This window comes from Sulfurimonas sediminis (assembly GCF_014905115.1).
Classification (GTDB): Bacteria; Campylobacterota; Campylobacteria; order Campylobacterales; family Sulfurimonadaceae; genus Sulfurimonas; species Sulfurimonas sediminis.
Genome location: NZ_CP041235.1, coordinates 2,278,888 through 2,305,631, shown reverse-complemented (window position 1 = coordinate 2,305,631; position 26,744 = coordinate 2,278,888). Strand labels below are relative to the sequence as shown.

General features: G+C 40.3%; 21 protein-coding genes, 1 tRNA gene and 3 rRNA genes. 14 read left to right on the top strand and 11 right to left on the bottom strand.

The window, feature by feature from the left end; all coding sequences use genetic code 11:
* Nucleotides 1-2 precede the first annotated feature (2 nt).
* On the top strand, nt 3-1,310 hold the full coding sequence (fliI, locus tag FJR45_RS12245) for a flagellar protein export ATPase FliI (protein ID WP_193150773.1): 1,308 nt from the start codon (nt 3-5) through the stop codon (nt 1,308-1,310).
* Here fliI and FJR45_RS12240 read toward each other — a convergent pair.
* The 3 genes from FJR45_RS12240 to pyrG are packed head-to-tail and all read right to left on the bottom strand — an operon-like array spanning nt 1,305 to nt 6,603.
* Nucleotides 1,305-3,395, bottom strand: a complete 2,091-nt coding sequence (locus tag FJR45_RS12240; protein WP_193150772.1) for a WD40 repeat domain-containing protein — start codon at nt 3,393-3,395, stop codon at nt 1,305-1,307. The genes fliI and FJR45_RS12240 overlap by 6 nt on opposite strands.
* A 9-nt stretch (nt 3,396-3,404) precedes the next feature.
* Complete coding sequence (recJ, locus tag FJR45_RS12235; protein ID WP_193150771.1) at nt 3,405-4,994, bottom strand: single-stranded-DNA-specific exonuclease RecJ; 1,590 nt, start codon at nt 4,992-4,994, stop codon at nt 3,405-3,407.
* Entirely contained in the window at nt 4,984-6,603 is a 1,620-nt protein-coding gene (pyrG, locus tag FJR45_RS12230) for a CTP synthase (protein ID WP_193150770.1), read from the bottom strand. The genes recJ and pyrG overlap by 11 nt, the downstream gene beginning before the upstream one ends.
* Before the next feature lie 76 nt (nt 6,604-6,679).
* Between pyrG and FJR45_RS12225 the strand changes: the two genes are divergently transcribed.
* On the top strand, nt 6,680-8,302 hold the full coding sequence (locus FJR45_RS12225) for a cation:proton antiporter (RefSeq protein WP_193150769.1): 1,623 nt from the start codon (nt 6,680-6,682) through the stop codon (nt 8,300-8,302).
* Between the two features lie 11 nt (nt 8,303-8,313).
* Here FJR45_RS12225 and pyrE read toward each other — a convergent pair whose 3' ends face one another.
* Genes pyrE through secG form a run of 3 tightly spaced genes read right to left on the bottom strand, consistent with a single transcriptional unit; the run spans nt 8,314 to nt 9,835 of the window.
* Nucleotides 8,314-8,922, bottom strand: a complete 609-nt coding sequence (gene pyrE / locus FJR45_RS12220; RefSeq protein ID WP_193150768.1) for an orotate phosphoribosyltransferase — start codon at nt 8,920-8,922, stop codon at nt 8,314-8,316.
* Nucleotides 8,923-8,925: 3 nt separating this feature from the next.
* On the bottom strand, nt 8,926-9,483 hold the full coding sequence (frr, locus tag FJR45_RS12215; protein ID WP_193150767.1) for a ribosome recycling factor: 558 nt from the start codon (nt 9,481-9,483) through the stop codon (nt 8,926-8,928).
* 22 nt (nt 9,484-9,505) lie between these two features.
* Nucleotides 9,506-9,835, bottom strand: coding sequence for a preprotein translocase subunit SecG (secG, locus tag FJR45_RS12210; RefSeq protein WP_193150766.1), 330 nt, complete (start codon nt 9,833-9,835; stop codon nt 9,506-9,508).
* Nucleotides 9,836-10,136: 301 nt separating this feature from the next.
* Here secG and FJR45_RS12205 point away from each other — a divergent pair, with 301 nt between their 5' ends.
* The 4 genes from FJR45_RS12205 to FJR45_RS12190 are packed head-to-tail and all read left to right on the top strand — an operon-like array spanning nt 10,137 to nt 13,330.
* Nucleotides 10,137-11,072 carry a metal ABC transporter substrate-binding protein gene (locus FJR45_RS12205; protein ID WP_193150765.1) on the top strand — a complete coding sequence of 312 codons (936 nt, stop codon included), beginning with the start codon at nt 10,137-10,139 and terminating at the stop codon, nt 11,070-11,072.
* On the top strand, nt 11,069-11,833 hold the full coding sequence (locus tag FJR45_RS12200; protein ID WP_193150764.1) for a metal ABC transporter ATP-binding protein: 765 nt from the start codon (nt 11,069-11,071) through the stop codon (nt 11,831-11,833). The genes FJR45_RS12205 and FJR45_RS12200 overlap by 4 nt, the downstream gene beginning before the upstream one ends.
* Nucleotides 11,834-11,841: 8 nt before the next feature.
* Nucleotides 11,842-12,639, top strand: a complete 798-nt coding sequence (locus FJR45_RS12195; protein WP_193150763.1) for a metal ABC transporter permease — start codon at nt 11,842-11,844, stop codon at nt 12,637-12,639.
* 10 nt (nt 12,640-12,649) lie between these two features.
* The gene (locus FJR45_RS12190) at nt 12,650-13,330 is read left to right on the top strand and encodes a methyltransferase domain-containing protein (RefSeq protein WP_193150762.1); all 681 of its coding nucleotides are present in this window, start codon (nt 12,650-12,652) and stop codon (nt 13,328-13,330) included.
* Here the strand turns inward: FJR45_RS12190 and FJR45_RS12185 are convergent.
* A complete protein-coding gene (locus FJR45_RS12185) occupies nt 13,320-13,727 on the bottom strand; it encodes a thiamine-phosphate pyrophosphorylase (protein ID WP_193150761.1) in 408 nt (135 codons plus the stop codon). The two genes, FJR45_RS12190 and FJR45_RS12185, sit on opposite strands and share 11 nt — an antisense overlap.
* Nucleotides 13,717-14,415 carry a Bax inhibitor-1/YccA family protein gene (locus tag FJR45_RS12180; RefSeq protein WP_193150760.1) on the bottom strand — a complete coding sequence of 233 codons (699 nt, stop codon included), beginning with the start codon at nt 14,413-14,415 and terminating at the stop codon, nt 13,717-13,719. The genes FJR45_RS12185 and FJR45_RS12180 overlap by 11 nt, the downstream gene beginning before the upstream one ends.
* A 695-nt stretch (nt 14,416-15,110) precedes the next feature.
* Between FJR45_RS12180 and FJR45_RS12175 the strand changes: the two genes are divergently transcribed.
* The 5 genes from FJR45_RS12175 to FJR45_RS12155 all read left to right on the top strand — a co-directional run bounded on the left by FJR45_RS12175 (nt 15,111) and on the right by FJR45_RS12155 (nt 22,167).
* Nucleotides 15,111-16,631: ribosomal RNA gene (locus tag FJR45_RS12175) — 16S ribosomal RNA — on the top strand.
* 131 nt (nt 16,632-16,762) lie between these two features.
* A tRNA-Ile gene (locus FJR45_RS12170) sits at nt 16,763-16,839 on the top strand.
* A 331-nt stretch (nt 16,840-17,170) separates the two neighbouring features.
* Nucleotides 17,171-20,064: ribosomal RNA gene (locus tag FJR45_RS12165) — 23S ribosomal RNA — on the top strand.
* 297 nt (nt 20,065-20,361) lie between these two features.
* Nucleotides 20,362-20,478: ribosomal RNA gene (gene rrf, locus FJR45_RS12160) — 5S ribosomal RNA — on the top strand.
* The 16S, 23S and 5S rRNA genes sit together here with 1 tRNA gene alongside, the layout of an rRNA operon.
* Nucleotides 20,479-20,913: 435 nt before the next feature.
* Nucleotides 20,914-22,167: an OmpP1/FadL family transporter gene (locus FJR45_RS12155; RefSeq protein ID WP_193150759.1), complete on the top strand. Its 1,254-nt coding sequence runs from the start codon at nt 20,914-20,916 to the stop codon at nt 22,165-22,167.
* Between the two features lie 270 nt (nt 22,168-22,437).
* Here the strand turns inward: FJR45_RS12155 and purM are convergent, their stop codons facing one another.
* Nucleotides 22,438-23,436: a phosphoribosylformylglycinamidine cyclo-ligase gene (gene purM / locus FJR45_RS12150; protein ID WP_193150758.1), complete on the bottom strand. Its 999-nt coding sequence runs from the start codon at nt 23,434-23,436 to the stop codon at nt 22,438-22,440.
* On the bottom strand, nt 23,436-23,636 hold the full coding sequence (locus FJR45_RS12145) for a YgaP family membrane protein (protein ID WP_151899275.1): 201 nt from the start codon (nt 23,634-23,636) through the stop codon (nt 23,436-23,438). Before FJR45_RS12145 ends, purM begins: the two co-directional genes overlap by 1 nt.
* Before the next feature lie 122 nt (nt 23,637-23,758).
* Between FJR45_RS12145 and FJR45_RS12140 the strand changes: the two genes are divergently transcribed.
* The 3 genes from FJR45_RS12140 to dapF are packed head-to-tail and all read left to right on the top strand — an operon-like array spanning nt 23,759 to nt 25,661.
* Nucleotides 23,759-24,310 (top strand): spermine/spermidine synthase domain-containing protein, encoded by a 552-nt coding sequence (locus tag FJR45_RS12140; protein WP_193150757.1) that lies wholly within the window; start codon nt 23,759-23,761, stop codon nt 24,308-24,310.
* A complete protein-coding gene (gene coaE / locus FJR45_RS12135) occupies nt 24,310-24,906 on the top strand; it encodes a dephospho-CoA kinase (protein ID WP_193150756.1) in 597 nt (198 codons plus the stop codon). Before FJR45_RS12140 ends, coaE begins: the two co-directional genes overlap by 1 nt.
* The gene (dapF, locus tag FJR45_RS12130; protein WP_193150755.1) at nt 24,903-25,661 is read left to right on the top strand and encodes a diaminopimelate epimerase; all 759 of its coding nucleotides are present in this window, start codon (nt 24,903-24,905) and stop codon (nt 25,659-25,661) included. The genes coaE and dapF overlap by 4 nt, the downstream gene beginning before the upstream one ends.
* A gap of 6 nt (nt 25,662-25,667) precedes the next feature.
* On the opposite strand, the gene prfA is transcribed toward dapF, so the two are convergent.
* Complete coding sequence (gene prfA, locus FJR45_RS12125) at nt 25,668-26,735, bottom strand: peptide chain release factor 1 (RefSeq protein WP_193150754.1); 1,068 nt, start codon at nt 26,733-26,735, stop codon at nt 25,668-25,670.
* Between the last annotated feature and the right edge of the window lie 9 nt (nt 26,736-26,744).

Here is a 26,744-nt window from a genome sequence, read left to right as displayed (position 1 = left end):
ACATGCCATTTTCATCACTGAAAGAGAAACTTGCAAATAAAAACTATTCGGTTTCTTTTGGCGAGGTTGTGAAAATCAACGCAACGATTATTACAGCAAAAGGTTTACATGTAAGCATAAGCGATATGGTAAAAATTGTTTCAGATACTACAGGACAGGAGACTGTCGGAATGGTAACGGAGATTGATGCAGATCTCTTTTTCATTACACCTTTTTCATTTGTAGAGGGATTTCGTTCGGGAGATAAAGTATTTTTAGATTCCACAGGCTTGAATATTCCTGTGGGCCCTGCTCTTTTGGGACGTGTAGTAGATCCATTTATGCGCCCTGTTGATGGCAAAGGCAGTCTGAAAGAAGGAAAGCTTACCCCTATCATAAAAGCACCAATAGCGGCAATGAAAAGAGGTATGATAGATGAAGTTTTTTCTGTAGGGGTCAAATCAATTGACGGACTTCTGACCTGTGGAAAAGGACAGAAACTCGGAATATTTGCAGGAAGCGGTGTCGGAAAATCAACGCTGATGGGTATGATTGTCCGCGGAGCAGATGCTCCTATAAAGGTCGTAGCACTCATCGGTGAGCGCGGTCGTGAAGTTCCTGAATTTATAGAAAAGAATCTCGGTGGTGATTTGACAAATACTGTTATAGTCGTGGCAACGTCAGATGATTCTCCTTTGATGCGAAAATACGGTGCTTTTGCCGCAATGAGTGTTGCCGAACATTTTAAGGATCAGGGCAGAGATGTGCTCTTTATTATGGACTCTGTTACACGCTTTGCTATGGCACAGCGTGAAATAGGACTGGCACTTGGAGAACCACCGACTTCAAAAGGCTACCCTCCCTCCTCTCTCACCCTTTTGCCCCAGTTAATGGAACGTGCGGGAAAAGAAGAAGGCAAAGGGAGCATTACGGCCTTTTTTACTGTTTTGATAGAGGGAGATGATATGGGTGATCCTATCGCCGATCAGTCCCGTTCCATTTTAGACGGGCATATCGTTCTTTCTCGTGAAATGACAGATTTTGGCATCTATCCGCCTGTGCATATTTTAAATTCGGCTTCAAGGGTTATGAGTGATATCATTACACCGGAGCATCTCAAGGCAGTTATGAAATTTAGACGACTGTATACCCTTCTTAAAGAGAATGAAACACTCATAAGAATAGGTGCCTATACAAAAGGCAGTGATGCTGAACTTGATGAAGCTATTGATAAAAAAGAGGATATGGAAAAATTTATAACGCAAGATTCGACAATACAGATACCGTTTAGTGAGACTGTCGAGGTGTTAATTGCTCTTATGAATTCATAATATTTGTGAATCAAACCAGCTGTCCCGTGAGCGTTTTTTCCCCTGTTCGTGAGTAATGGCAAGTTTTTTGGTACTGTATGTTTCATAGCTGTTCATGATAATTCTAATCTCTTTGTCTATACCGAAAATATCAATATAGGAATAAATGATATTTTCAGCACTTTTGAATTTATCTGTATTGATGAGTTGTTTTATCTGTGTGTAGAAACTGAGCCGAAGAAGATTTCCTGTTCTTTGTTTTCTTGAATGTGTGTATATCAGTTCTCCCAGTCTCTTTTTTATCTGTTGTATATCACCGTTAAGCGCATGTATTTCACACTCGTTCATAAGCTTCTGCCAGTGTTTTTCAAGAAGTTTTGTAATTTCAAGATTTTGCAGTCTTGTATCGCTGTCTATAAGTTCATAGCATCTTTTAAAATCATTATTTGCATAGTATGAGAGAAATTTTTGTACAGATTGCGCATATTCATATAACTCTTGCAGTATATTTTTGTTACATGTAAAGAGCTGTGTGGATTTTATTTGCCGTAGTGCTTTTTCAACATTGGCACTGTTAATTGTATCTTTTATATTTTGCAACAGTATTTCTTGTGATTTTTGCAGTTCATAATATCCGGGAATATCCTTAAAAACCTCATTTTTTGAAATAAGCCTGTCAATTGTCCTGTACTCTTTATATTGGAGTGCTTTTAAAAATAGTAAAAAATCTTCATTTTGTCTGAGCAAAAGGTTTATAAGCGGGCGTTTTGACAAAATTGTTATGTACGGGAGCAAAAGTTCTTTTGCTCTGTCCAAATTGCCAATGAGTATCTGTTTTTGGGCAAAAACATATGATTTTTTAAAATCAGCTTCCATTTTTTTATAGACAGAGGTATGCTGCAAGGGTGCAAACTTTTCACTGAGTTTGTAGGCAAGAGCATACTTTTTGTCTCTGTAAAAGTGTTCAAAGCTTGCATAATTTTTATGAGCTTTGAACAAAAGCATAATATCATCTGTTTTGCTGTTTATCTGCTGCAGGATATGGAGAATTTTTTTCAGCTCATTTTTATTGGAGTTTATAAGATGAGAAAAAGCTTTTGCATAGAGTTTTTGATAAAAAGTTTCAACTTTTTTATGCTCTTTTGTACCTTGAAGTCGCGGGTCTGCATCAATTATGTTAAAAGCTTCGACAATGTCTTTGCGCAGTATACACATTTTCAGTTCATCAGCATCGGCAAAAGTAACAGTGTAGAGTTGTTGGTTTTTTAAAGCAACGACAAGCTTTTTTTTAGGAGTCAAAATCATAGTATCGACTTCATGACCGAAGCTGAGATATTTCGGGCTTACAAGTTTTTTGCTTTTAATATTTACAAGCGAAATACTTTTTGATTTTCCGCTTACAAGTGCAAAATCAGTCCGGGGGAAATATATAATATTTTTTATTGCACCAAAAGGCATATGCAAAGAGAAGTTTTTTTCATCTTTGTGAAGTTTCTGTACATAGAGTGTGCCATCATGACTGCCAAGCATAAGCGTCTGCTCGTTTATAAAGCATAAAGCCCCGACAGCTACTTTGGAAACACAGAGTTTCTTTATCTGTCGGTGGGACTGCAGATGAATTATACTGACATAACCTCCGTAGCCGCTGCATGCCATATAGTTTCTGTGAAAAGCAAAAGCATTGATGTAGTGGTGTTTAAACGAGATAAGACGGGCTATTTCTCTTTGAGTGTCATGCCGGTAGAGCATAACCCTGCCCTCGTTTGTAGCACTGACAATATAAGGCATATCTGGTATAAAATGAAGCGCAGTAACAGTACCATTGTCGGTATAGATAGTTTGCAAAAGACTTTTGTTTGTTAAAGAAACTATATATATTTGAATACCATTGGCTATGGCACAAATATTTTCGCTTGGATGAAAAGCAACGGCAGTTGTTCTATGATTTAACTGTGCGATGGAGAGGGTTTTCTTATTTTGACAATCATCAGCATCAAAAATCCGTATACTATGGAGTTTGGTACTGATCGTTACAGTATTATCGTCCAAAGCCTGTAAGGCAGTGATTTGAGAGTGGGCTTTTAGACACTCATAAATCTTTGGCATGCAAGGCTTCTAAAAGATTTTATTCACTAAAAGCTGGGCAGAGACCCTGCCGTTAAACTCATTTTTGGTTACGGAGTAACTACATGTAATCTTTTTATTCTCAGGCATCTCATAAACACGTCGAAAAGCAATAAGCTCTATAGTCTCTCTTTGGTGCGGGAATTGTCTGACTTCAATGCGCGAATGTGATTTGTCCGCACCCATAAGCTTAATGCTCACAACTTCTGCATCCTTTATAAGAAATGTCGGTCGGAGATTTGCCTCACCATAGGGTTCAAACTGTTCAAGCAGAGTGAGCAGTTCGGTATCTATATCTTCACTGTTAAGTATACCACTTATCTGTTCTTTGGGTATAAAATCATCATCAGGAATGTTTTGTGCACTTCTGTTGAGAGCTTCTCTAAAGGCTGCTGTATCCTTTACATGTAAACCCAGTCCTGCTGCCATTTTATGCCCGCCAAACTTAGTGAGCAGGTGTTCATTTTCTTTTATGAGTTCATATATATTGACATCTCCGATACTTCTGGCACTCCCTTTGGCTTCTTCATCTTTTATACTCAAAACTATAGCAGGAGATCCAAATTTATCAACCAAACGGGCGGCTACTATGCCTACAACACCTTCATGCCAGTTTTCACCTGCCACAACAATAATTCTATCGTTTTTATTGACAGCATTGAGTGCTTCTTGTGTTGTTTGCGCTTCAGTCTCTTTGCGCAGAGTATTGAGCTGTCCCAAGAGTTCAAACTGTTTATACGCCGTATGTGTATCGGGTGCAGTATAAAAATCAAGGGCAATAGAAGCATCTTCCAGGCGCCCGGCAGAGTTGATACGCGGCGCTATGTTAAATGCAATATCTTCACTTGTAATGTTTGACTTGTTTAAAAAATCCCTGATAATAACACTGGCAGGCCTGTTAGAGTGCATAAGGAGTCTAAGCCCTTCTTTGACAAGTGTTCTGTTGATGTTGACAAGAGGCATAATGTCCGCAATAATTGCAATCGCCAAAATATCTAAAAACTGCTTCATATCTATACTGAGTGCAAGCTCTTTTTTCACAAGTCCAAGTAAAAGCCAGGCAACCTGTGCGCCACATATCTCTTTAAAAGGATAGTTACATGCAGGGAGCTTTGGATCAACGATAGCATAGGCATCCGGCAAAACATCGCCAGGAGTGTGATGATCGGTAATAATGAGGTCTATGCCGCGTTGTTTGCATATATCGGCTGCTTCTATTGCAGATATTCCGTTATCGACAGTTATTACCAAGTCAGCATCCACTCTTTGCAAAACAGTAGGATTTACACCGTAACCATCAGTAAAACGATTGGGAATGATAGCTTCAAGAGGATAAGGGATTTGTTTAAAAAATTCAACGACTATAGCAGTAGAGCTGACACCGTCTACATCATAATCACCTACTAACGTTATACGTTTGTTAGCACGTATGGCTTGTGCAATTTTTTTTGCGGCTTTATCTGCATCATGAAGCAATTGTGGATTTGGAATTTGGGAAAGCTTTTTGTCTTCTTTGTCAAACCTTTGTGCAAGCAGAGCAAAAAGGTCTGATTTATTTAAGTGGGGTATATTACTCAGCATTTAAACTGGCATTGACAAATGCTAGTATAGATGGATTTGGTGTCTGCAGGCGTGATGTGAATTCTGGGTGAAACTGTACCCCTAAAAACCACGGATGGCCTTGAATCTCTACTGTCTCTATCAACCCGTCAGACTCACCTGTGACTATCATGCCGGCATCTTCAAGTTGCTGTCTGTACGCAGGGTTTGCTTCATAGCGGTGACGGTGTCTTTCATAGATTGTTTTTTGTCCATTATAGGCTTGGCGGAGTAAAGAACCCTCTTTTGTGTCACACGGGTATTCTCCTAGACGAAGTGTTCCGCCCATTGGTGATTGATGTGTTCTGAGCTGCATACCACCACTCTGGTCTAAAAAGTTGTCTATAAGATAAATCATAGGGTGTGGAGTGTTTTCATCAAACTCGACAGAGTTTGCCCCTTCAAGGCCGAGTACGTTTCTTGCATATTCAACAAGTGTAAGCTGCATACCAAGACAGATACCAAGATAGGGTACTTTGTTGACACGGGCATATTCAATTGCCTGGATTTTTCCTTCGATACCACGGCTTCCAAAACCGCCGGCTACCAAAATACCGTCACAGTCGTTCAGCAGTGTCTCTGCCCCTCTCTCTTCAATCTCTTCAGAATCTACCCAGCAGATTTCGACTCTGCTGTCAAGATGTGCTCCTGCATGTATAAGCGCTTCTGTAAGTGACTTGTAAGACTCTTTAAGTGCCAAATATTTTCCGACAAAACCGATGACAACTTTACCTTTTGGCTGTACGATTTTTTTCACAAGAGAATCCCACTCCTGCATATCGGGAACAATTTCACCAAGTTCAAGCTCTTTGGATATCGGTTTTAAGATATTTTGTCGTAAAAATGACATAGGCACATCATAAATACTTGCCGCGTCAAGTGCTTCTATCACACTGTCAGGGGCAACATCACAACTCATAGCAAGTTTTTTCTTAAATGTTTTTGGCAGAGCATTTTCGCTTCGGGCTATAATCATCTGCGGTGTGATGCCGATACGGCGAAGTTCCTGTACCGAGTGCTGTGTCGGTTTTGATTTCATCTCCCCGGCTGCTTTAATGTAGGGAATAAGGGTTACATGGACAAAAAAAGTACCGGCAACTTCATCATCGTGTTTCATTTGGCGAATCGCTTCCATAAACGGGAGCCCTTCTATGTCGCCCACTGTTCCGCCAAGCTCTACAACAAGAATGTCATGCCCCTCCCCGGCTGCTTTTATACGCTTGACAATTTCACCGACAATATGAGGAACGACCTGAATCGTCTGTCCGAGATATCCACCGGCACGTTCGCGTTCTATAACGCTTGAATAAACCTGCCCTGTTGTAAAGTTAGATGTTTTTAAAAAAGATTTATCTAAAAAGCGTTCATAGTTTCCAATATCAAGATCAGTTTCTGCGCCGTCTTTGGTCACAAAAACCTCCCCGTGTTCCAGCGGACTCATAGTACCCGGATCGACATTGATATATGGATCAATTTTCAGCATGCCTATATTCTTACCGGCATGTTTGAGTAAAGTACCTATACTGGCAGCTGTAATCCCTTTTCCAAGGGAGCTCAATACCCCACCGGTAACAAAAATGAATTTAGTCATTAAAAAATCTCCATATATATTAAGTATAAGCGCGATTATAGTATATAATGTCTTATTAAATTATGAAAGTAACACTATGCAAAATGTTTTAGTCTATATAATAATCGCTCTTGGACTCTCAATAGTCATTAATATTTTTTTGAAAAAAATAGGTATATCGCAGATTATAGGCTATATTCTTACCGGTACACTTATTGCCTATGGTTTTGATCTGCATAAAGCCAGTCATTCGCATGCTCTGGAGATGGCAGGGGAGTTCGGTATTGTATTTTTGATGTTTACCATAGGGCTTGAAATATCTTTGGCAAAAATGGGTTCGATGAAAAGAGAGATTTTTGCCAACGGATTTTTACAGGTCGGCTTGACTACCGTTGTAACTTACCTTCTGGCACATTATATTTTTGCTCTGGGACCAAAATCATCCATAATTATAGCACTGGCGTTTTCGCTCTCATCAACCGCAATCGTGCTGACATATTTAAAAAGTTCCAAAGAGATTTATACTCCGTACGGGCAGAATGCAACAGGGATACTGATTTTTCAGGATATTGCAGTAATTCCTATTTTAATTTTGATAAGCTTTTTAAGCAAAGAGGGAGATCAGAAAATTTTTGTCATTTTATGGCATACGCTTTTGAGTGTTTCTGTTGTCATCGCTGTAATGTTTACATTCGGCAAGAGAGTCGTTGCCTGGCTGCTGCATTTTTCATCCTCGTCAGAGGTAGACGAACTCTTTATGGGGTCTGTACTCTTTATCGTCATGGCATCTTCTCTTTTTGCCTACTATATGGGTTTTACCTACTCTTTAGGCGCATTTGTGGCCGGTATGATTATCGCCGAAACGAAATACCATCATAAGGTAGAATCAGATATCGCACCGTTTAAAGATATTCTTTTGGGAACCTTCTTTGTTGTTGTCGGTATGAAAATTGATATCTTCTTGTTCCTTGACAATATCGGGCTTATTATCGGTCTGTTTTTATTGATTTTTATTATAAAGTCGCTTCTTATGTTTTTGGTTTTACGGTTAAGCTCAAGCAGTGCAACTTCCTTAAAAACGGCGCTTTTCCTTTCTCAGGTAGGCGAATTTTCATTTGTGATTTTTGCACTCGCAGCATCAGGACACATTATTGATGAGCAGTTGGCTTCTTTGTTGGTTCTGATAGTGATTTTTTCCATGATAGTGACACCGTTTTTTGTTCCTTTCATTAATGCTATAACCACCAGGCTGATAAAAGAAAAAGATATCGTTACAGATATGTCTGCACTCAAAGGACGAGAAAATCATGTGGTTGTGTGCGGATACAGCGTGGTCGGTAAATTTGTGACACAGTATCTTGAAGAACTTGATGTTCCCTATGTTATCATTGACAATTCAAACAAACATGTGCAAGAAGCACTGGAAGAAGGAAGAGAAGCCTATCTCGGAGATGCCTCCAAAACAGCTATTTTGCAAGCGCTTCATATCGAAAAAGCGGCTGCAATTATTGTGACACTGGACAATATAGCGAAGAAACGTCTTATATGCGAAGCGGTACTCAATCATTCAAGAAATGCAAATCTGATTGTAAAAGTGGTCTCGCTGGAAGAAAAAGAGAAGCTTTCAGATCTCAAGATAACAAATATAGTCGATGGAAAAGTAGAGGTGGCACGTGTTTTGGTTGAGAGAATGTTAACCTGCCAGCTCAAATATCGCTAGCAGTCATTAAACTAGTTTCCTCGTGAGCCAGGTTTAATGGCTTGGCTGCCGTCTTTGCAAAGAGGACAGGCATCGGGTGCGTACATTTCAAAGGTGAAATCCGCAAGTGCAAAAAACGGAATGTCCTGAGGCAGTTTGCAGTTTGGTTTTGTCTGCAGATCACTGCCCTCTCTGTGGCAAAAGCCACGGTTGGCCAGTGCCGCAACACCCACTATTTCACCGCCGAGTTCTTTGACAACGGCTGCTGCTTCCATAGCACTTCCACCGGTTGTTATGATATCCTCACACATTAAAACTTTTTCGCCCGGTTTTATTTCAAAACCACGGCGAACAGTCATCTTGCCGTCAACCCGCTCAGCAAATATACTTCTTACATCAAGTGCCGTAGCAAGCGCAAAACCTGCAATCAAACCACCAAGAGCCGGAGCGCAGACAGTATCAACCTGCAGGCCGCTCGCTTTAATCTGCTTGGCAAGTTCATCTGCTAAAAGTTTTGCTGTTTTAGGGTCTTCCAGGACTTTTGCAGACTGAAGATAAAATTGTGAATGATTGCCGGAGCTCAGTTTGAAATGTCCCTCTAAAAGAGCATCGGCATCCATATATATTTTTTTTATGTCCACGAATCAGACCTTTAGTATTTCAGCTTCTTTCTCTTTTAAGATGCTGTCAACTTTGGAGATATATTTGTCTGTAATCTTTTGTACATTGTCCTGAGCGGATTTTGATTCATCCTGCGTAATCTCTTTTTCTTTTTCAAGCTTTTTGATTTTGTCGTTGGCATCACGTCTGTCATTTCTGATGGATACTTTGGCATTTTCACCCATAGTTTTCATTTTTTTTACAGATTCCTGACGCTGCTCCACTGTCATGGCAGGAAAGAAAAGTTTAATCTGTTCTCCGTCATTATTAGGATTTACGCCGATATTGGCCGCATTGATGGCAGATTCGATATCTGATAAAAGATTTTTCTCCCAAGGATTAATGACAATTGTTGTGGCATCGGTTGCCAAAACAGAACCCACCTGATCAAGAGGTGTAGGCGTACCGTAATAGTCAATTTTTACATTGTCCAGTACGGCAGTTGTGACCTTACCTGTTCTAAGCGTTTTGAAATCTCTTTGCATATGTTCAATGCTGCCTTGCATTTTTGTTTCACATTCATTAAATATTTCGTTCAACATTCTGTTTTTCTCCTTGAAAAGATTATTTTTTTGGTGTTTCCGGTTTTGCAGTCGAAGCCGCCGGTACTGCAGGAGCAGCGACATTTGTTGTCGGAACCATTTCGTCTATCACAGAAGACTGTGCAGACTGAGAATACATGTATCCCAGTGTAATGGTATTGACAACAAACAAAAAGCCGATGGTAAATGTCGTTTTTGCCAAGAAACTGCTTGGTCCTTTTGCACCAAAAACTGATTCATTTGAACCACTGTAAGCACCAAGGCCTATACTTGAGCTTTTTTGCAACAGCACAGCTATGACCAAGATGATGACCAAGACGATTTGAATTATAAGTAAAAGACTGGTTGTCATATATTTTCCTAAATTATAAAGTGGAGAATTATATCTAAAAAACCTTATATTATCAAACTCTAAAAAAGAGGGTATAATTACAATAGACTTCTTGCAAAACCCAGATATGCCTCAGCACAAAAAGAAGAGTTTTAATCAAGGCAGATGTTCTCAAGCGTAGCTGTAGCTACGGTTGGGGTTATCTAACGCAGAGTAAAGCTCTTCTTTTTGTGCTAGGTTACTACTTGTTTACCCTCTGAGGTATATCTGGGTTTTGCAAGAAGTCTAATTATTAAATAAAAATTATTTCGAAGGGTGGGCAGTGAAAAATATAAAAATTATTGCATTGATTCTTATTTTGCTTATGGCAAGTCTGTTTCTTGTTATAGAAAATGAAAAAAAACCTCAAACAAATACAAAACCGATAGTCGGGGTAACCACATTTGCCCTTTATGACATTGCAAAGCATATTGCAGGTGATACTCTTGATGTCGTTAATATTTTGCCTTTTGGTGTTGACCCTCACAGTTTTGAGCCAACTCCCAAGCTTATGGGCAATATAGAAAAAAGTGCCTTGGTTTTTTACAGCGGCGCGGGATTGGAACCATGGGTGCACGGATTTGCATTTAAACAAAAAGCTGTAAATATCAGCAGGTATGTAAAATTACGGGAACTTGCAGATACGGATGAAAACGAAGAAGAGGAACATGCCGGGCATCACCATCATGAAGGCGTAGACCCTCACTACTGGCTTGATTTTGACAATATGAAAAAAGCCGCAAAAGTAATAACAAAAGAGCTTATTGCACTGCAGCCTCAATATAAAGAATTTTACATCAAAAACAGAGACAGTTATATAAAGATGTTGGATGGACTTGAGCAGGAATACAAACAAAGACTTGCAAACTGTAGGCAAAAAAGTGTTGTTGTTACACATAATGCTCTTGGCTATGTTGCAGACAGGTACGGATTTGGAGTGGAATCATTGACGGGACTCTCTCCTGAAGCCCAGCCGAGTGCCAAAGCAATGAAAAGAGTTTTTCAGGATATACGCAAAAAAGGCATACAGACAATTTTTTATGAAAATTTTGTAAATGACAAGGTAACCAAAACAATAGCAAAGGACGCCAATATCACTGTTGATGTTTTTCAGCCTTTGGGCAATATCACAGCAGATGAAGCCAAGGCGGGTATGACATACCGGACAATTATGCAAAAAAATCTTAAAAAACTTTCAAAGGCGCTTATGTGCAGATGAAATTCAAAGTTCCCATCTTTGATGTAAAAAAGCTTAATTTTATTGTTCGTGGGCAGACAATCCTCCAGGATATTTCCTTTGAAATTTTCGAGGGAGAATACATCGCCATTATCGGACCAAACGGTGGTGGAAAAACAACACTTATTCGTATGCTGCTTGGGCTCGAACAGCCTACATCCGGGGAAATCAGGATATTTGGCAAAAAGCTAAAAGAGTTTAAAGAGTGGTATAAAATAGGCTATGTGCCACAGCGCGCAACGCTCGTAGACGAAAACTTTCCGGCGACTGTTGAAGATATTGTAAAAATGGGACGTATCGCAAAAAGAGGAATACTGGCCGGCATCAGCAGAGAAGATAAAGAGATGGTAGAAGATGCCATGATAAAAATGGATATTCTTAATTTAAGAGATAAAATGGTTGGTACACTCTCGGGTGGTCAGCGTCAACGGGTCATGATAGCAAGAGCTCTGGCCTCTTGCCCAAAAATTCTGATTCTTGACGAACCAAATACCGGTGTAGATATGGTGTCTCAGCAAAGATTTTACACATTGTTGGCAAAGTTGAATAAAGAAGAAAAGATAACCATTTTGTTTATCACGCATGATATCGGTGTTATAGCTGATGATATCGGACGTTTATTCACGATAAACCAAAAAGCGACAATTTGTAATGACCCAAAAAAGATGCTTTCTTGTGAAGAGGTGAGTGATTTGTACGGCATAGATGCTCATGCACTTCATCACCATAAGCATGAGCATTAAGGATTCCTATGTTTGAAATGTTTGAATATGATTTTATGCAAAGAGCCTTTGTTGCAGGACTTTTTATAGCCGTGCTGGCTTCTGTAAGCGGAAATTTTGTAGTGCTTCGCCGTTACTCTCTTATGAGCGAGACTCTGGCACATTCGGCGCTTGTCGGGGTTGCTGTAGGACTTGTGGCAGGATATAATCCTTTATGGGTTGCTGTTGGTGTTGCGATTGCTTCGGCATGGTTGATAGAATATCTGCGAAGTGCATTTTCACTTTACAGCGACGCCATATTGGCTATAATCCTTTCAGGTTCACTGGCAATTGCTGTGATTATTGTCTCTTTGGGCGGTGCTTTTAACAACTCTCTTTTTTCTTATCTGTTTGGTTCTATTTTATCGGTGACAAATGAGGATGTAATGACAATAGTCACGGTGGGGAGTCTCTCTTTACTCTTTTTACTGCTTTTTTCAAAAGAACTTTATTTTATTGCTTATGACGAAGAAGTGGCTCAAACAAGCGGTATCAAAGTAAAGTTTTTAAACTTTTTACTTGTTACCGTAGTGGCTGTTATTATTGCACTTTCGATTCGGGTTGTGGGAAGTCTGCTTATCGGAGCTTTGATGGTGATTCCGACTGTTGCTGCCTTGCAGTACAGAGTGGGCTTTAGAAGTACAATGCTTATTTCACTCTTTTTTGCCCTTTTCAGTGTTATATTTGGGATGAGTCTTTCCTACTACTATTCTTTACCTTCCGGGGCTACTATAGTACTCTCAATTATAGTTATTTTTATTGTTTCACTGATAATAAACAAGAAATGATAGAGAACAGATGAAGATAAGTTCTGAATTTTCCAAGTATGCAATGCATTATGGTTCCTATAATGTTATTCAGCAAAAAGTGGCGGATAAACTCCTCTCTCTGATCACCTCACAACCAAAAAATATTTTGGACCTTGGTTGCGGAAGCGGCACTTTGGCAAGAAAAATAAATTGGCAGTATGATAAACTGATGGCGGTTGATTTTGCTCCGGGAATGTTGGAATTGCATCCAAAGTCTCAAAAGATAGAGTGCATTTACGGAAACTTTAATGATGTAAATCTTTTTGAAATGCTCAGAGAATACAATTTTGATTATATTTTCTCTGCTTCGGCATTGCAATGGGCAGATGATATGGAAAAAACATTCCAACAACTGCAAGCTTTTCATACCCCTGTTGCACTCGCAGTTTTTACGGCAAATACATTTAAAACCTTACATGTAACAGCAGGATTGGAACCACTGCTTATAGATACATGTAAACTTGAGTCTCTGCAAAGAAAGTATTTTAATGCCCGATTTGAAGTAGTACGGTATAAGCTGGACTTTGATAATGTGAGAGATATGTTCCGTTATATAAAAAAGAGCGGAGTCAGTGCCTCCCGCAATGTTTTAAGCTACAAAGAGATGAAAAAACTGATGCAGGAGTATCCCCTAAGCTATTTGGAGTTTGAAGTAGCCTTTATCTATTGAGCAGAACTTCTTTTTCTAAAGTATAGAGTTCATAACGCAGAGTTTTAAAATTTTCACTGTAGTCTATGTTGTCTAGCTTAAACAACTCTTCTAAAACCCTGGCAGATTCCTGCGCACGTTTAAAGTTGGCAGTCAGAATATCTTCAAGTGAAGAACGGTTTTGTTCACTTTTTGTAGAGGGTCGCAAGACATCATTTATGCTGTCTCTGTTTTTAAGCAGCTCTTTTGTTTCTTGAATCTGTGCTTTGTGTCGGAGTGATTTGAGTCTGGAGGAGAGTTCTTTGTTGTTGTCTTTATATCGAAGTATATCTTCAACAACGCGTATGCCTTCTTTGAGGCGGTTTATGTTGGCATCAATCACCCGAAAAAGTTCGGGTGAAAGAGAGTTAGTCTTCATTTCCAAAGATACCAAAAAGTTGTAACAGTGCTATAAAGATATTTAAAAAGTCTAAATAGAGTGCAATGGCACCGTCAATAGGAGTTTGGTACGCTCCTTTCATAATATTTTGCGTATCATAAATTACCAGAATGCTAAAGAGTATGACTACTGCTCCGGCAATGATAATTTGAAACATCGGATTACCAAGAAATATGTTTATTATTGAAAATCCGATGATTACAAAAAGAGCAATCATTAAAGGTTTTCCGTATCCTGTAAAATCCTTTGTGCTTTTTATAGCAAAAAAGCTCATTGCACCAAATACTACAGCTGTCATTGCAAAAGCATTACCGACTATTGCGCCACCACCGTTCATTCCAAGTGTATAAGCCAATAACGGTGCTGTTGTAAGTCCTGTCACAAAGACAAAAGCAAACATTACAAGCAGATTGATACCTGGTTTGTTTTTTACAAACTGTAACCCGATTAAAAGACCGATTTCCAAAAAGAAGAGCGGCCAGATCAAACCTGAAATACTTGCAGCCAAAGGCACACCTACATAAGCTCCAGCAGCTCCTGCAAGCATTGATGCAGCGAAAAGCTTATATGTCTCTTTTACAAAAGAGACTATCTGCGCTTCGCTGCGACTCTCTACATGTGAAGCATAAGTATTACCTCTTGCGTAATCACGATCATATAGTCCCATAATTTTTTCCTTTTTCAATATCTATCCATAAGATATTTTTTTATTTTAGTGAATTCTATAGATAAAAAGTTAATGGAAGGCAACATAAGAGAAGAAGAATGCTTACACTATAATATATATCAGTGAACAAACTATACTAAAATAAGCAAAACTAATTCTAAACGAAACAGACCCAAAAGAAATTTAAAATTTCTCTCAAATACTATTGACATTAAAGTCAAAATCTCCTATAATTCCCATCCACAAACAGAGAGACCTTGTTTAAAAGGCCTAAAGAGACTTCGAGTTGAAGCCGCTGAATATGTTTGAGATCATTGAAAACTAAGCAAGTAAGAGACTTTTTAACTTTAGAGTTAAAGAGATAAATTACTTAGAAATAACTAATAAACAACAACCGTCTATTCTATTTTGAAATCCATACAGGTTTACCTGAATGGTTCCCTTAATAGTAATAGATAACTATACAGTCTAGTAATAAGACCTTAAGCAGTTTTATTAAGACTTAAAATAACAAAGCCAATGATTTAATAATCTTGGGCAAAAGATCAGTAATTAAATTTATTTATCTTTTCATAAAAGTTAATAGTAAAGTAGAGTTCAATAAGCAAAAGACAAGAAGCAGCAGTGCTTCGAGCCTCGCGCTGAGCGAAACCAAGCGTTAGCGTAGGTGACGGAATTACTTCCGACACCGACCAATTATGGAGAGTTTGATCCTGGCTCAGAATGAACGCTGGCGGCGTGCTTAACACATGCAAGTCGAACGGTAACAGATAGTAGCTTGCTACTATGCTGACGAGTGGCGCACGGGTGAGTAATATATAGATAATGTGCCCCTTGGACCGGGATAGCCATTGGAAACGATGATTAATACCGGATACTCCTTCTGCTCATAAGAGTAGTCGGGAAATGGATTCCGCCAAGGGATCGGTCTATATCCCATCAGTTAGTTGGTAGTGTAAGAGACTACCAAGACGATGACGGGTAGCGGGTTTGAGAGGATGATCCGCCACACTGGTACTGAGACACGGACCAGACTCCTACGGGAGGCAGCAGTGAGGAATATTGCACAATGGGGGAAACCCTGATGCAGCAACGCCGCGTGGAGGATGACGCATTTCGGTGTGTAAACTCCTTTTATATGTCAAGAAAATGACGGTAGCATATGAATAAGCACCGGCTAACTCCGTGCCAGCAGCCGCGGTAATACGGAGGGTGCAAGCGTTATTCGGAATCACTGGGCGTAAAGGACGCGTAGGCGGGTTGGCAAGTCAGATGTGAAATCCTACAGCTTAACTGTAGAACTGCATTTGAAACTGCCGACCTAGAGTATGGGAGGGGGAGATGGAATTAGTGGTGTAGGGGTAAAATCCGTAGATATCACTAGGAATACCGAAAGCGAAGGCGATCTCCTGGAACATAACTGACGCTAAGGCGTGAAAGCGTGGGGAGCAAACAGGATTAGATACCCTGGTAGTCCACGCCCTAAACGATGTTCACTAGTCGTCGCTCTGCTAGTCAGGGCGGTGATGCACTTAACAGATTAAGTGAACCGCCTGGGGAGTACGGTCGCAAGATTAAAACTCAAAGGAATAGACGGGGACCCGCACAAGTGGTGGAGCATGTGGTTTAATTCGAAGATACGCGAAGAACCTTACCTAGCCTTGACATTGAGAGAACCTGCCAGAGATGGCGGGGTGCCCTTCGGGGAGCTCGAAAACAGGTGCTGCACGGCTGTCGTCAGCTCGTGTCGTGAGATGTTGGGTTAAGTCCCGCAACGAGCGCAACCCTCGTCCTTAGTTGCTAGCAGGTTAAGCTGAGCACTCTAAGGAGACTGCCTTCGTAAGGAGGAGGAAGGTGAGGACGACGTCAAGTCATCATGGCCCTTATGGCTAGGGCTACACACGTGCTACAATGGGGCGTACAGAGTGTTGCGATACCGCGAGGTGGAGCTAATCACTTAAAGCGTCTCTCAGTTCGGATTGGAGTCTGCAACTCGACTCCATGAAGCTGGAATCACTAGTAATCGTAGATCAGCAATGCTACGGTGAATACGTTCCCGGGTCTTGTACTCACCGCCCGTCACACCATGGGAGTTGATTTCACCCGAAATCGGGAAGCCAACCTTCGGGGGGCTACCGCTTACGGTGGAATTAGCGACTGGGGTGAAGTCGTAACAAGGTAACCGTAGGAGAACCTGCGGTTGGATCACCTCCTTTCTAGAGTAAAGAGCAATCATTCGTTTGATTGGCTCAACACAAGAAAATCTCACAAGAGAAATAGTTTATTGGTCATCTTCTAAGTCTTACTTGCTTAGTTTTCAGTGATCTGTGTATTATATTACTTATCCGGGCCTATAGCTCAGCTGGTTAGAGTGCACCCCTGATAAGGGTGAGGTCGGAGGTTCAAGTCCTCCTAGGCCCACCATTACTAAAAGTAAAAATTTAATTTAAGTTCTAAGTGTTTAGAATTTAAATTAGACTTTTATTTATATTAGTCTTGTTCATTAAATTACAATTGTTAAAGTCAACAACTATAATAAAGAGATTTATTATAAATTAAATAACTACAATAACAGATCATTCATCTTGTTTAGTGTATTAGTACATTAAATAAGGTAGTGAACGCAACATAGAATAATTAGTTAGTTGGAGATTAGAGAACTTTTTTATGAAAAAGCCGAAAGCTTTTTTGTACTTTAGTGACCTAGTGTCTAACGTAGTAATCTGGACTTTGTTCAGATTGCGTGCTAATAACATAAAAAGATATTAAGGGCCATAGGTGGATGCCTTGGCTAGTAGAGGCGATGAAAGACGTACTAGGCTGCGAAAAGTCTCGGGGAGCTGCCAAGAAGCTTTGATCCGGGAATTTCTGAATGGGGCGACCCAACGTGGTGCGAATCACGTTACCACCTTCGGGTGGGGCGAACCTAGGGAAGTGAAACATCTCAGTACCTAGAGGAAGAGAAATCAAACGAGATTCCGAGAGTAGCGGCGAGCGAAATTGGAATAGGGCGCATACATTTAGCACATTTGTTAGCAGAACATTCTGGAAAGGATGAGCATAGAGGGTGATACTCCCGTAAGCGAAAACATATGTGTGGAACTAAGGTATGGAACGAGTAGGTCGGGACACGTGTTATCTTGACTGAATATGGGGGGACCACCCTCCAACCCTAAATACTACTACTAGACCGATAGCGAACAAGTACCGTGAGGGAAAGGTGAAAAGGACCGCGGTGAGCGGAGTGAAATAGAACCTGAAACCTATGGCTTACAATCATTCGGAGCACTATTAAATAAGTGTGACGGACTGCCTTTTGCATAATGAGCCTGCGAGTTGTGGTATCTGGCAAGGTTAATCGAACGAGAAGCCGTAGCGAAAGCGAGTCTTAATAGGGCGACATAGTCAGATGCTGCAGACCCGAAACTGAGTGATCTATCCATGAGCAGGTTGAAGCTGGTGTAAGAGCCAGTGGAGGACCGAACCCGTAGAAGTTGAAAATTCTTGGGATGACTTGTGGATAGGGGTGAAAGGCCAATCAAACTCAGTGATAGCTGGTTCTCTCCGAAATATATTTAGGTATAGCCTCGAGCATTAGCGTATAGGGGTAGAGCACTGACAGGGCTAGGGCTGCTTACCGCGGTACCAAACCCTATCAAACTCCGAATACTATACGTGTAACCTCGGGAGTCAGGCGTAGGGTGATAAAATCCTATGTCGAGAGGGGAACAACCCAGACTAACAGCTAAGGTCCCAAAGTTTTATCTAAGTGGAAAAGGATGTGGAGTTGCTGTGACAACCAGGAGGTTGGCTTAGAAGCAGCCATCCTTTAAAGAAAGCGTAACAGCTCACTGGTCTAGCGATTCTGCGCCGAAAATATAACGGGGCTAAGATAAACACCGAAGCTTTAGATTTACAGTTTACTGTAAGTGGTAGGAGAGCGTTCCATTCAGCGCTGAAGGTATACCGGTAAGGAGTACTGGAGCGGATGGAAGTGAGCATGCAGGCATGAGTAGCGAGAAAAGAAGTGAGAATCTTCTTCGCCGTAAACCCAAGGTTTCCTACGCGATGCTCGTCATCGTAGGGTTAGTCGGGACCTAAGTCGAGTCCGAAAGGGGTAGACGATGGCAAATCGGTTAATATTCCGATACCGACATTACATCGTTTGAGTGATGGGGGGACGCATAGAGTTAAAGGGGGTCACTGATGGAAATTGTGGCTCGAAGGACGTAGGTCGACACATAGGCAAATCCGTGTGTCAAGCGACCGAGATCTGACAGGCTGGTCAATCTTTTCGGAGAGCGACCAGAACCCTTGATACTGTCGTGCCGAGAAAAGCCTCTAAACGAGATGTAATGTTGCCCGTACCGTAAACCGACACAGGTGGGTGAGATGAGTATTCTAAGGCGCGTGGATGAACCCTTGTTAAGGAACTCTGCAAACTAGCACCGTATCTTCGGTATAAGGTGTGCCTGTAGTGTTAGAGAACTTGCTTCTCAAAGCACTTATAGGTCGCAGCAAAGAGTCCCTCCCGACTGTTTACCAAAAACACAGCACTCTGCTAACACGTAAGTGGATGTATAGGGTGTGACGCCTGCCCGGTGCTCGAAGGTTAAAAGGATTGCTTAGCATTAGCGAAGGCATGAATTGAAGCCCGAGTAAACGGCGGCCGTAACTATAACGGTCCTAAGGTAGCGAAATTCCTTGTCGGTTAAATACCGACCTGCATGAATGGCGTAACGAGATGGGAGCTGTCTCAACAAGGGATCCAGTGAAATTGTAGTGGAGGTGAAAATTCCTCCTACCCGCGGAAAGACGGAAAGACCCCGTGCACCTTTACTATAGCTTGACACTGCTATTGGGATATTCATGTGCAGGATAGGTGGGAGCCGTTGAACCTGGGACGCCAGTTCCAGGGGAGGCATCCTTGAGATACCACCCTTGAATATTCTGATAGCTAACTCCGTACGGTTATCCCGTGCGAGGACAATGTCTGGTGGGTAGTTTGACTGGGGCGGTCGCCTCCTAAAAAGTAACGGAGGCTTACAAAGTTCGGCTCAGAAGGGTTGGAAATCCTTCGTAGAGTATAATGGCATAAGCCGGACTGACTGTGAGACATACAAGTCGAGCAGAGTCGAAAGACGGTCATAGTGATCCGGTGGTTCTGTGTGGAAGGGCCATCGCTCAAAGGATAAAAGGTACGCCGGGGATAACAGGCTGATCTCCCCCAAGAGCTCACATCGACGGGGAGGTTTGGCACCTCGATGTCGGCTCATCGCATCCTGGGGCTGGAGCAGGTCCCAAGGGTATGGCTGTTCGCCATTTAAAGCGGTACGCGAGCTGGGTTCAGAACGTCGTGAGACAGTTCGGTCCCTATCTTCCGTGGGCGTAGGAACGTTGAGGAGAGCTGACCCTAGTACGAGAGGACCGGGTTGGACGTGCCACTGGTGCACCAGTTGTCCTGCCAAGGGCATAGCTGGGTAGCTACGCACGGATGAGATAACCGCTGAAAGCATCTAAGCGGGAAGCCAACTCCAAGATGAACGTTCCCTGAAGTACGCTTGAAGACTACAAGCTTGATAGGCTGGATGTGTACGCACAGTAATGTGTTTAGCTGACCAGTACTAATAGTACGTTTGTCTTTTTACCAAGTTCTTAAGTGAACACAATTGCTTCACTACCTTATTTAGTGTATATATTTGTTAGTCCGTAAAAGGAACTTGTCCCTTTTACTCGCTTGCGCCGCTGAGGCGACTAAAGCTAGCTTCTTACGAAGCAGATTAATAAACACATTAAATAAGAGAAAGATTTGTCAGGTTATTTAATTTAACTGTTGTTGATTTTACCAATTTTAACTTAATGAGTTTTTACTCATTACTCACTCAACTGATCCTTATGAGATTAGATATAAATACATGTAACTCATGTCTTTATATCTGATCTTGTCTAGGTGGCTATAGAGAGAGGGAAACGCCTGGCCCCCATTCCGAACCCAGAAGCTAAGCCTCTCATCGCTGATAATACTGCAGGTTTCACTTGTGGGAATGTAGGTCGCTGCCTAGTTGATCAGATTTTTACTTCAAAAACTATCAAATTTTTAATCAATTTATAAAATTTTTCTTCGGTATATTTCTATTTACTTTATTTTTACATTTCTTTTGTACAATACTTATATATTTTAATATGTGATATAAATGTTACAAATATGCACATTGTTATTTTTTTATCACATATCTAGATTTTTATCTTTTTTGTCTTATAGTGATATTTACTATTAATACAGCTGATATTTTCTCTATTTCTTCCATTTTTATAATTTTTTATTATGTTCCTCAGTGATTTTTATTATAAAATGAACTGTAATGATTAAACCTATAAGTTTTTATAATACTTATGTCTCTCTTCTTAAGATGCAATTAATTTTTTATCTCATATAATACTTTCAGTCGAAATAGCTTTGGCTATCTCAAAAATTTGACATACTCTTAAGGAGAGAAAATGAAAAAAACAATTAAATTAGCAGTAGTAGCTGCATTAGCTTTAGGTGCAACTTCTGCATTTGCAACAAATGGTGCAACATTAATCGGTACGGGTGCAAAATCTCGTGGTATGGCAGGAACGAGTATTGGTATAAGTCATGGTGCAGAATCTGCTCTTTCTAATCCTGCTTTAATTACTTCTGTGAAAGGGACTGAGATTTCGTTTGGTGGTACAATTTTTATGCCAAATGTAAAAAATGAAAATAATATTGGTTTTGGTGCTTCATCATTTGACAGTGATGCTAATTTAAATGTAATTCCAGAGGTTTCTTTAGCAACTAAGATTAATGATAATTTTTATGTTGGTATTGGTATGTGGGGAACTGGAGGTATGGGTGTTGACTATCGTGATGCTAACTCTGTATTAGCCGGTGGCACTCAAATGCAAATGGTTACTAATCTTCAATTGATGCAGTTTGGTGTACCATTAGCATATACTACAAATGGTTTTAGTGTAGCTGTAACACCAATTTTACAATATGGTTCTTTGGACATTAATTATGAGTATCCAGGTAGTCCTAATCCTTTAGATCCAAATGCTGCGGGAGATACAATCGGAATGGGTGTTGCTCAAGATTTAAAATTTGGTTACAATATAGGCTTAGCTTATACTATGTCTGGTTTTACATTTGGTGCAATTTATAAATCTAGAATTGATATGGAATATAAGGGATTTGATACAGTTGTTAGCCCTTTCACTGCAACTGGATATAACAATAATAAGCTTTCTACGCCAGCTGAGATTGGTATTGGTGCAAGTTATAATATGGGTGAGCATACTGTAGCTGTTGATTATAAGCAAATTAAATGGTCTGATGCGAAAGGGTATAAAGATTTCGAATGGGATGATCAAAATGTAATTGCTTTAGGTTATGAGTATAATACAAAAGGTTGGGCAGTGCGTTTAGGTTATAATTATGCATCAAGTCCTATCAGTGAAAAAACCGTTGTGAATCCTGCAACTGATATTCCAAATAGTGCTGGGCTACAGCCAGGTACAGTAAATACATTTAATTTACTTGGCTTTCCAGGTATTGTTGAATCTCACTATGCAATTGGTGCTTCTTATGATATAAGTAATAAAGCATCAGTAGATGTAGCATATACATATGCACCTGAAGTAACAAATACTTATAAAAACTTTGCAGCTCAAGATATTACAACAAAACACTCTCAAGATGGTGTAAGTGTACAACTTAACTATAATTTCTAGAAAAAGAAAATTAATAATTCTTTTTTCACATCGCCTTTTGGCGGTGGTTCTTTTTCCTTTTTTCCTTCTACTATGTTTGGCTTTTTTTAATCTTATTTTCTGATGTGTTTGTATATATTTGAGAATTAGTACCCAATGCAAAACTTCAATTCCATTAAACTCAACGGCTTCTCAGAATCTGTACTTCAGTACGGGCTGGAAAAAGTTGCATGAGTCGGCACTGAAGTACCGATTCCGAGGAAAGCATACTGGTTTAAAAAGTGAAAAAAGCTATACTAACTTGGCTTCGCGTTTGCCTTCTTTTATTTCTCCTATGAGGTAGGAGTCTTGTGCAGTATTGAGTACTTTTTCTACATTTGCTTCTTCAACGACAAGTATCATGCCTACACCCATGTTGAATGCTCTAAACATTTCATCTCTCGCTATATGTTCACTCATCAGTTCAAATATCGGCAGTACTTTGATGGCATCGCGTTGTACTTCTGCCATTAAATTTTCAGGTAGTACACGAGGTAAATTTTCTACGATGCCTCCGCCTGTGATGTGTGCCATAGCTACTATTTCATTTTTGAGTGCTTTAAATGTTTTTACATAGATATTTGTCGGTTCTAAGAGAGTTTTTATCAGCGGCTTGCCGTTAAAGTCGTCATCAAAGTTAAGTTTCATTTTTTCAAAGAGCACTTTTCTTGCAAGTGAAAAACCATTTGAGTGTAAACCTGAGCTTGGCAACGCTATAAGTTTATGACCAGCACGAACAAGGCTTACTCTGTCCATTTCAGATTTTTCGGCAATACCTACGGCAAAACCTGCCAAATCATAATCATCTTCAGAGTACATTCCAGGCATTTCTGCTGTTTCGCCGCCTATAAGGGCACATTCACTACGTTTACATCCTTCTGCTATGCCTGCAACGACATTTGTAGCAACATTGACGTCAAGTTTTCCCGTGGCATAGTAATCAAGAAAGAAACTCGGTGTTCCAAAGTTGCAGATGAGATCATTGACACACATTGCAACCAAATCAATACCGACAGTATTGTGTATACCGCTGTCAATTGCCAGTTTTAGTTTTGTGCCGACACCGTCAGTCGCAGCAAGCATTACAGGTTCTTTAAAACCTTTTGGCAGTTCAAAAGCACCGGCAAAAGAGCCGATACCACCAAGTACACCAGGCACTTTTGTACTTTTTACAAGAGGTTTTATATTTTCTACAAAACTATTGCCTGCATCTATATCTACACCTGCATCTTTATATGAAATTTTACTCATTATTTAGACTCCGAATCTTGAGGTAAATCACATTTTTTTGAAATGATACAAAGTGGACAGAAGTTAGTCAAGCCCGCAATGAGAGGAATAAGTCCAAGATAGAACCATACTATGCCTGTGATTAAGCCTGCAATAATGAGAGCAAGACCAAGTGCAATGCGAAACACCCTGCAAAACTTTCTAATTTTGTTATAATCCATTTTATACCTTTAAGTTTTTATAAATATTATGTAATTATAGCGATATTAAGTAAAATTAATCCAAATATGCTAAAATCGCTTTTAATTAATCTACGGGCAGGACCCACAACAGGAATTTAAGAATGAAAGATTTTATATATAACGAAATGATGGTACATGTACCATTGTGTACACATAAAGAACCAAACAATGTTTTGATCATCAGTTCAAACTCGGCAGGTTTTGTGCAAGAGATACAAAAGTATAAATATGATGATATTAACTGTGATGTAATTTCGGCAGATATTAATCTACTTCGTGAAGTAGCTGATGACAAGTATGATGTAGTGATTTCAGAGCTTGATACTGACGCTGCTGTGCTGGCACATTTTAACCGTGTATTGAACGAAGAAGGTCTTTTGGTAACGCTGCATCCGTCTTTGGATGATGTTGCAGAAAACAAAAAAATCATGCAGATTTTAGGAAAGTACGCAAAAATCATCATGCCATACAACCTGGGCAATGGCAAAACTGCTCTTTTAGCATCAAAAGAGTATCATCCCACAGCAGATATCATTTTGCAAAGATCAGACCTGCTTGACGGTTTAGAGTATTACAACTGCGATATTCACCCTGCTGCTTTTGCTACGGGAAATAATATTCGAAAAGAGTATTTGGGCATTATTAAAAACTAATGGCTTATGAGTATGCTATTGCGCTGACAGGGGGTATTGCTACGGGAAAAAGTACGGTAGCCTCGCTTTTGGCACTTAACGGAATGCGGGTTATTGATGCAGATACGATTTCGCATGAAATTCTCGATGACTCTGTAGAATGGGTGAGAGAAACTTTTGGAAGTGAGTATGTAAACGGTACAAAAGTAGACAGAACAAAGTTAGGAAGTTATATTTTTTCTCATCCTGCAGCGAAAAAAACACTTGAAGAGTATCTGCATCCTAAAATACAGGCTGAAATACAAAAGCGCAGTGAAAAGCAGGATGAATTTCAATTCCCCTACCTTATAGATATTCCACTTTTTTTTGAAAACTCCAATTATCCTATAAAAGAGAGCGTTGTAGTATATACTCCTGAAGATATTCAGCTTGAGCGTTTTGTGAAACGTAACGGTTACTCAAAAGAGGAGTCTTTGAAGCGAATTGCTTCACAAATGCCGATTGATAAGAAAAAAGAGAAAGCGACCTGGATTATAGACAACTCAAAAAATCTCAAACATCTGCAAAATGAGGTAGAGCAATTTGTAGAAAAGATAAAGGAGATATACAAAAAATGAAAATAAGCAAATACAGTGCGAACGGAAATGATTTTGTAATATTTCATGATGACAAAAAACAAGAGCGCAATGAGCTTGCAAAAGCTTTATGCCATCGTCAAGAGGGCATCGGAGCAGACGGACTGATCGTCATCGTGCCTCATGAAAAGTATGATTTTGAATGGGAATTTTATAATTCTGACGGAAGTCATGCGGATATGTGCGGAAATGGTAGTCGGGCATGTGCACATTATGCATATAATCATAATCTTGCCTCTGCAAAAATGCAGTTTATGACAGGAGCCGGTGTTATTGGCGCAGAGGTCGAAGAAAATACTCCCAAAAGTGCTATGGTGACAAGTGAACTGACAGCGCCTGAAATTCTTGAAACTGACATAGAATTTGGCGGACACTTCTGGTGGCTGATAAATACGGGTGTGCCGCACTTGGTACGATATACCGACTCTATAGAAAATTTTGACACAGAAGAAGCACGTGAACTTCGCTATGTTTATAATGCAAATGTAAATGTAATGCATATAGAGGACGGAAATTTACGAGTTCGAACATATGAGCGTGGTGTAGAAGATGAAACTTTGGCCTGTGGGACAGGAATGGCTGCCTGCTTTTACAGAGCCTACAGAGAGGGTGCTGTGAAAAACAATATTGAAGTTTATCCGACAAGTGGTGATACACTTTATCTGGGTGTTAATGATAAAACTATCACTTTTAAAGGGCGTGTGAAAAAAACTTTTGAAACAGAGTGGGAAGCGTAAGACTTTTTACAGTCCTGCTGCTTCTACAATTTTTGCCTGATGGTCTGCTATGAGTGGTTCGATAATTTCATCAAGCAGTCCACCACTCATAATTTCATTTAACCGATAGAGAGTCAAATTGATTCTATGGTCACTGATACGGTTTTGCGGATAGTTATAGGTTCTGATTCTTCCGCTTCTGTCGCCGGTACCTACCTGTGCGGCACGCTGTGCGGCATCTTCGGCTTGAGCTTCTTGCATTTGTAAATCATAAAGTCTTGCTTTTAGAACTTTCATTGCTTTTTCTCTGTTTTTATGCTGTGATTTTTGATCCTGGTTTGTGACAACAAGGCCTGTCGGCAGGTGCGTAATGCGAACAGCGGAGTCGGTAGTGTTGACAGACTGCCCTCCACAACCTGACGAACGCATCACATCAATTTTTAGATCATTCTCGTTAATCTCAATTTCAACATCATCAACCTCAGCCATAACTGCAACGGTAATAGCCGAAGTATGCACACGACCCTGACTTTCTGTCTGTGGTACGCGTTGTACTCTGTGTGTACCGCCTTCGTATTTCAACCTGCTGTAAACCTGTTCCCCTTTGATAAGGGCTATAACCTCTTTGTATCCGCCTGCATCTGAAGGAGAAGTACTCATCAGTTCTATTTTCCAGCCTTTTAAATCTGCATAGCGTGTATAGGCATCAAACAGGTCTCCGACAAAGATTGCCGCTTCATCTCCACCGGCACCGGCACGAAGTTCTACGATGATATTTCTGTCATCATTCGGGTCTTTTGGAAGAAGGAGCATTTTTATCTCTTCTTCCAAAACGGAGACCTGTGGTTCAAGCTCTTTAAGTTCTTCTTTTGCCATATCACCCATTTCCGGGTCTGAGAGCATCTCTTTTGAGTCACTGATTTCTTCTAAAAGCGCTTTGTACTCTTTTGTTTTTTCAACGATCGGTAAAAGGGAAGACTGTTCTTTGGAAAGTTCTGTCATCCGTTTGATGTCAGAAGTGATGTCAGGTGAACTTAGCAGTTCGCTAAGTTCGTTATAGCGGTTGATAAACGGTGTAAGTTTATCTGCTAACATTTGTTGCTA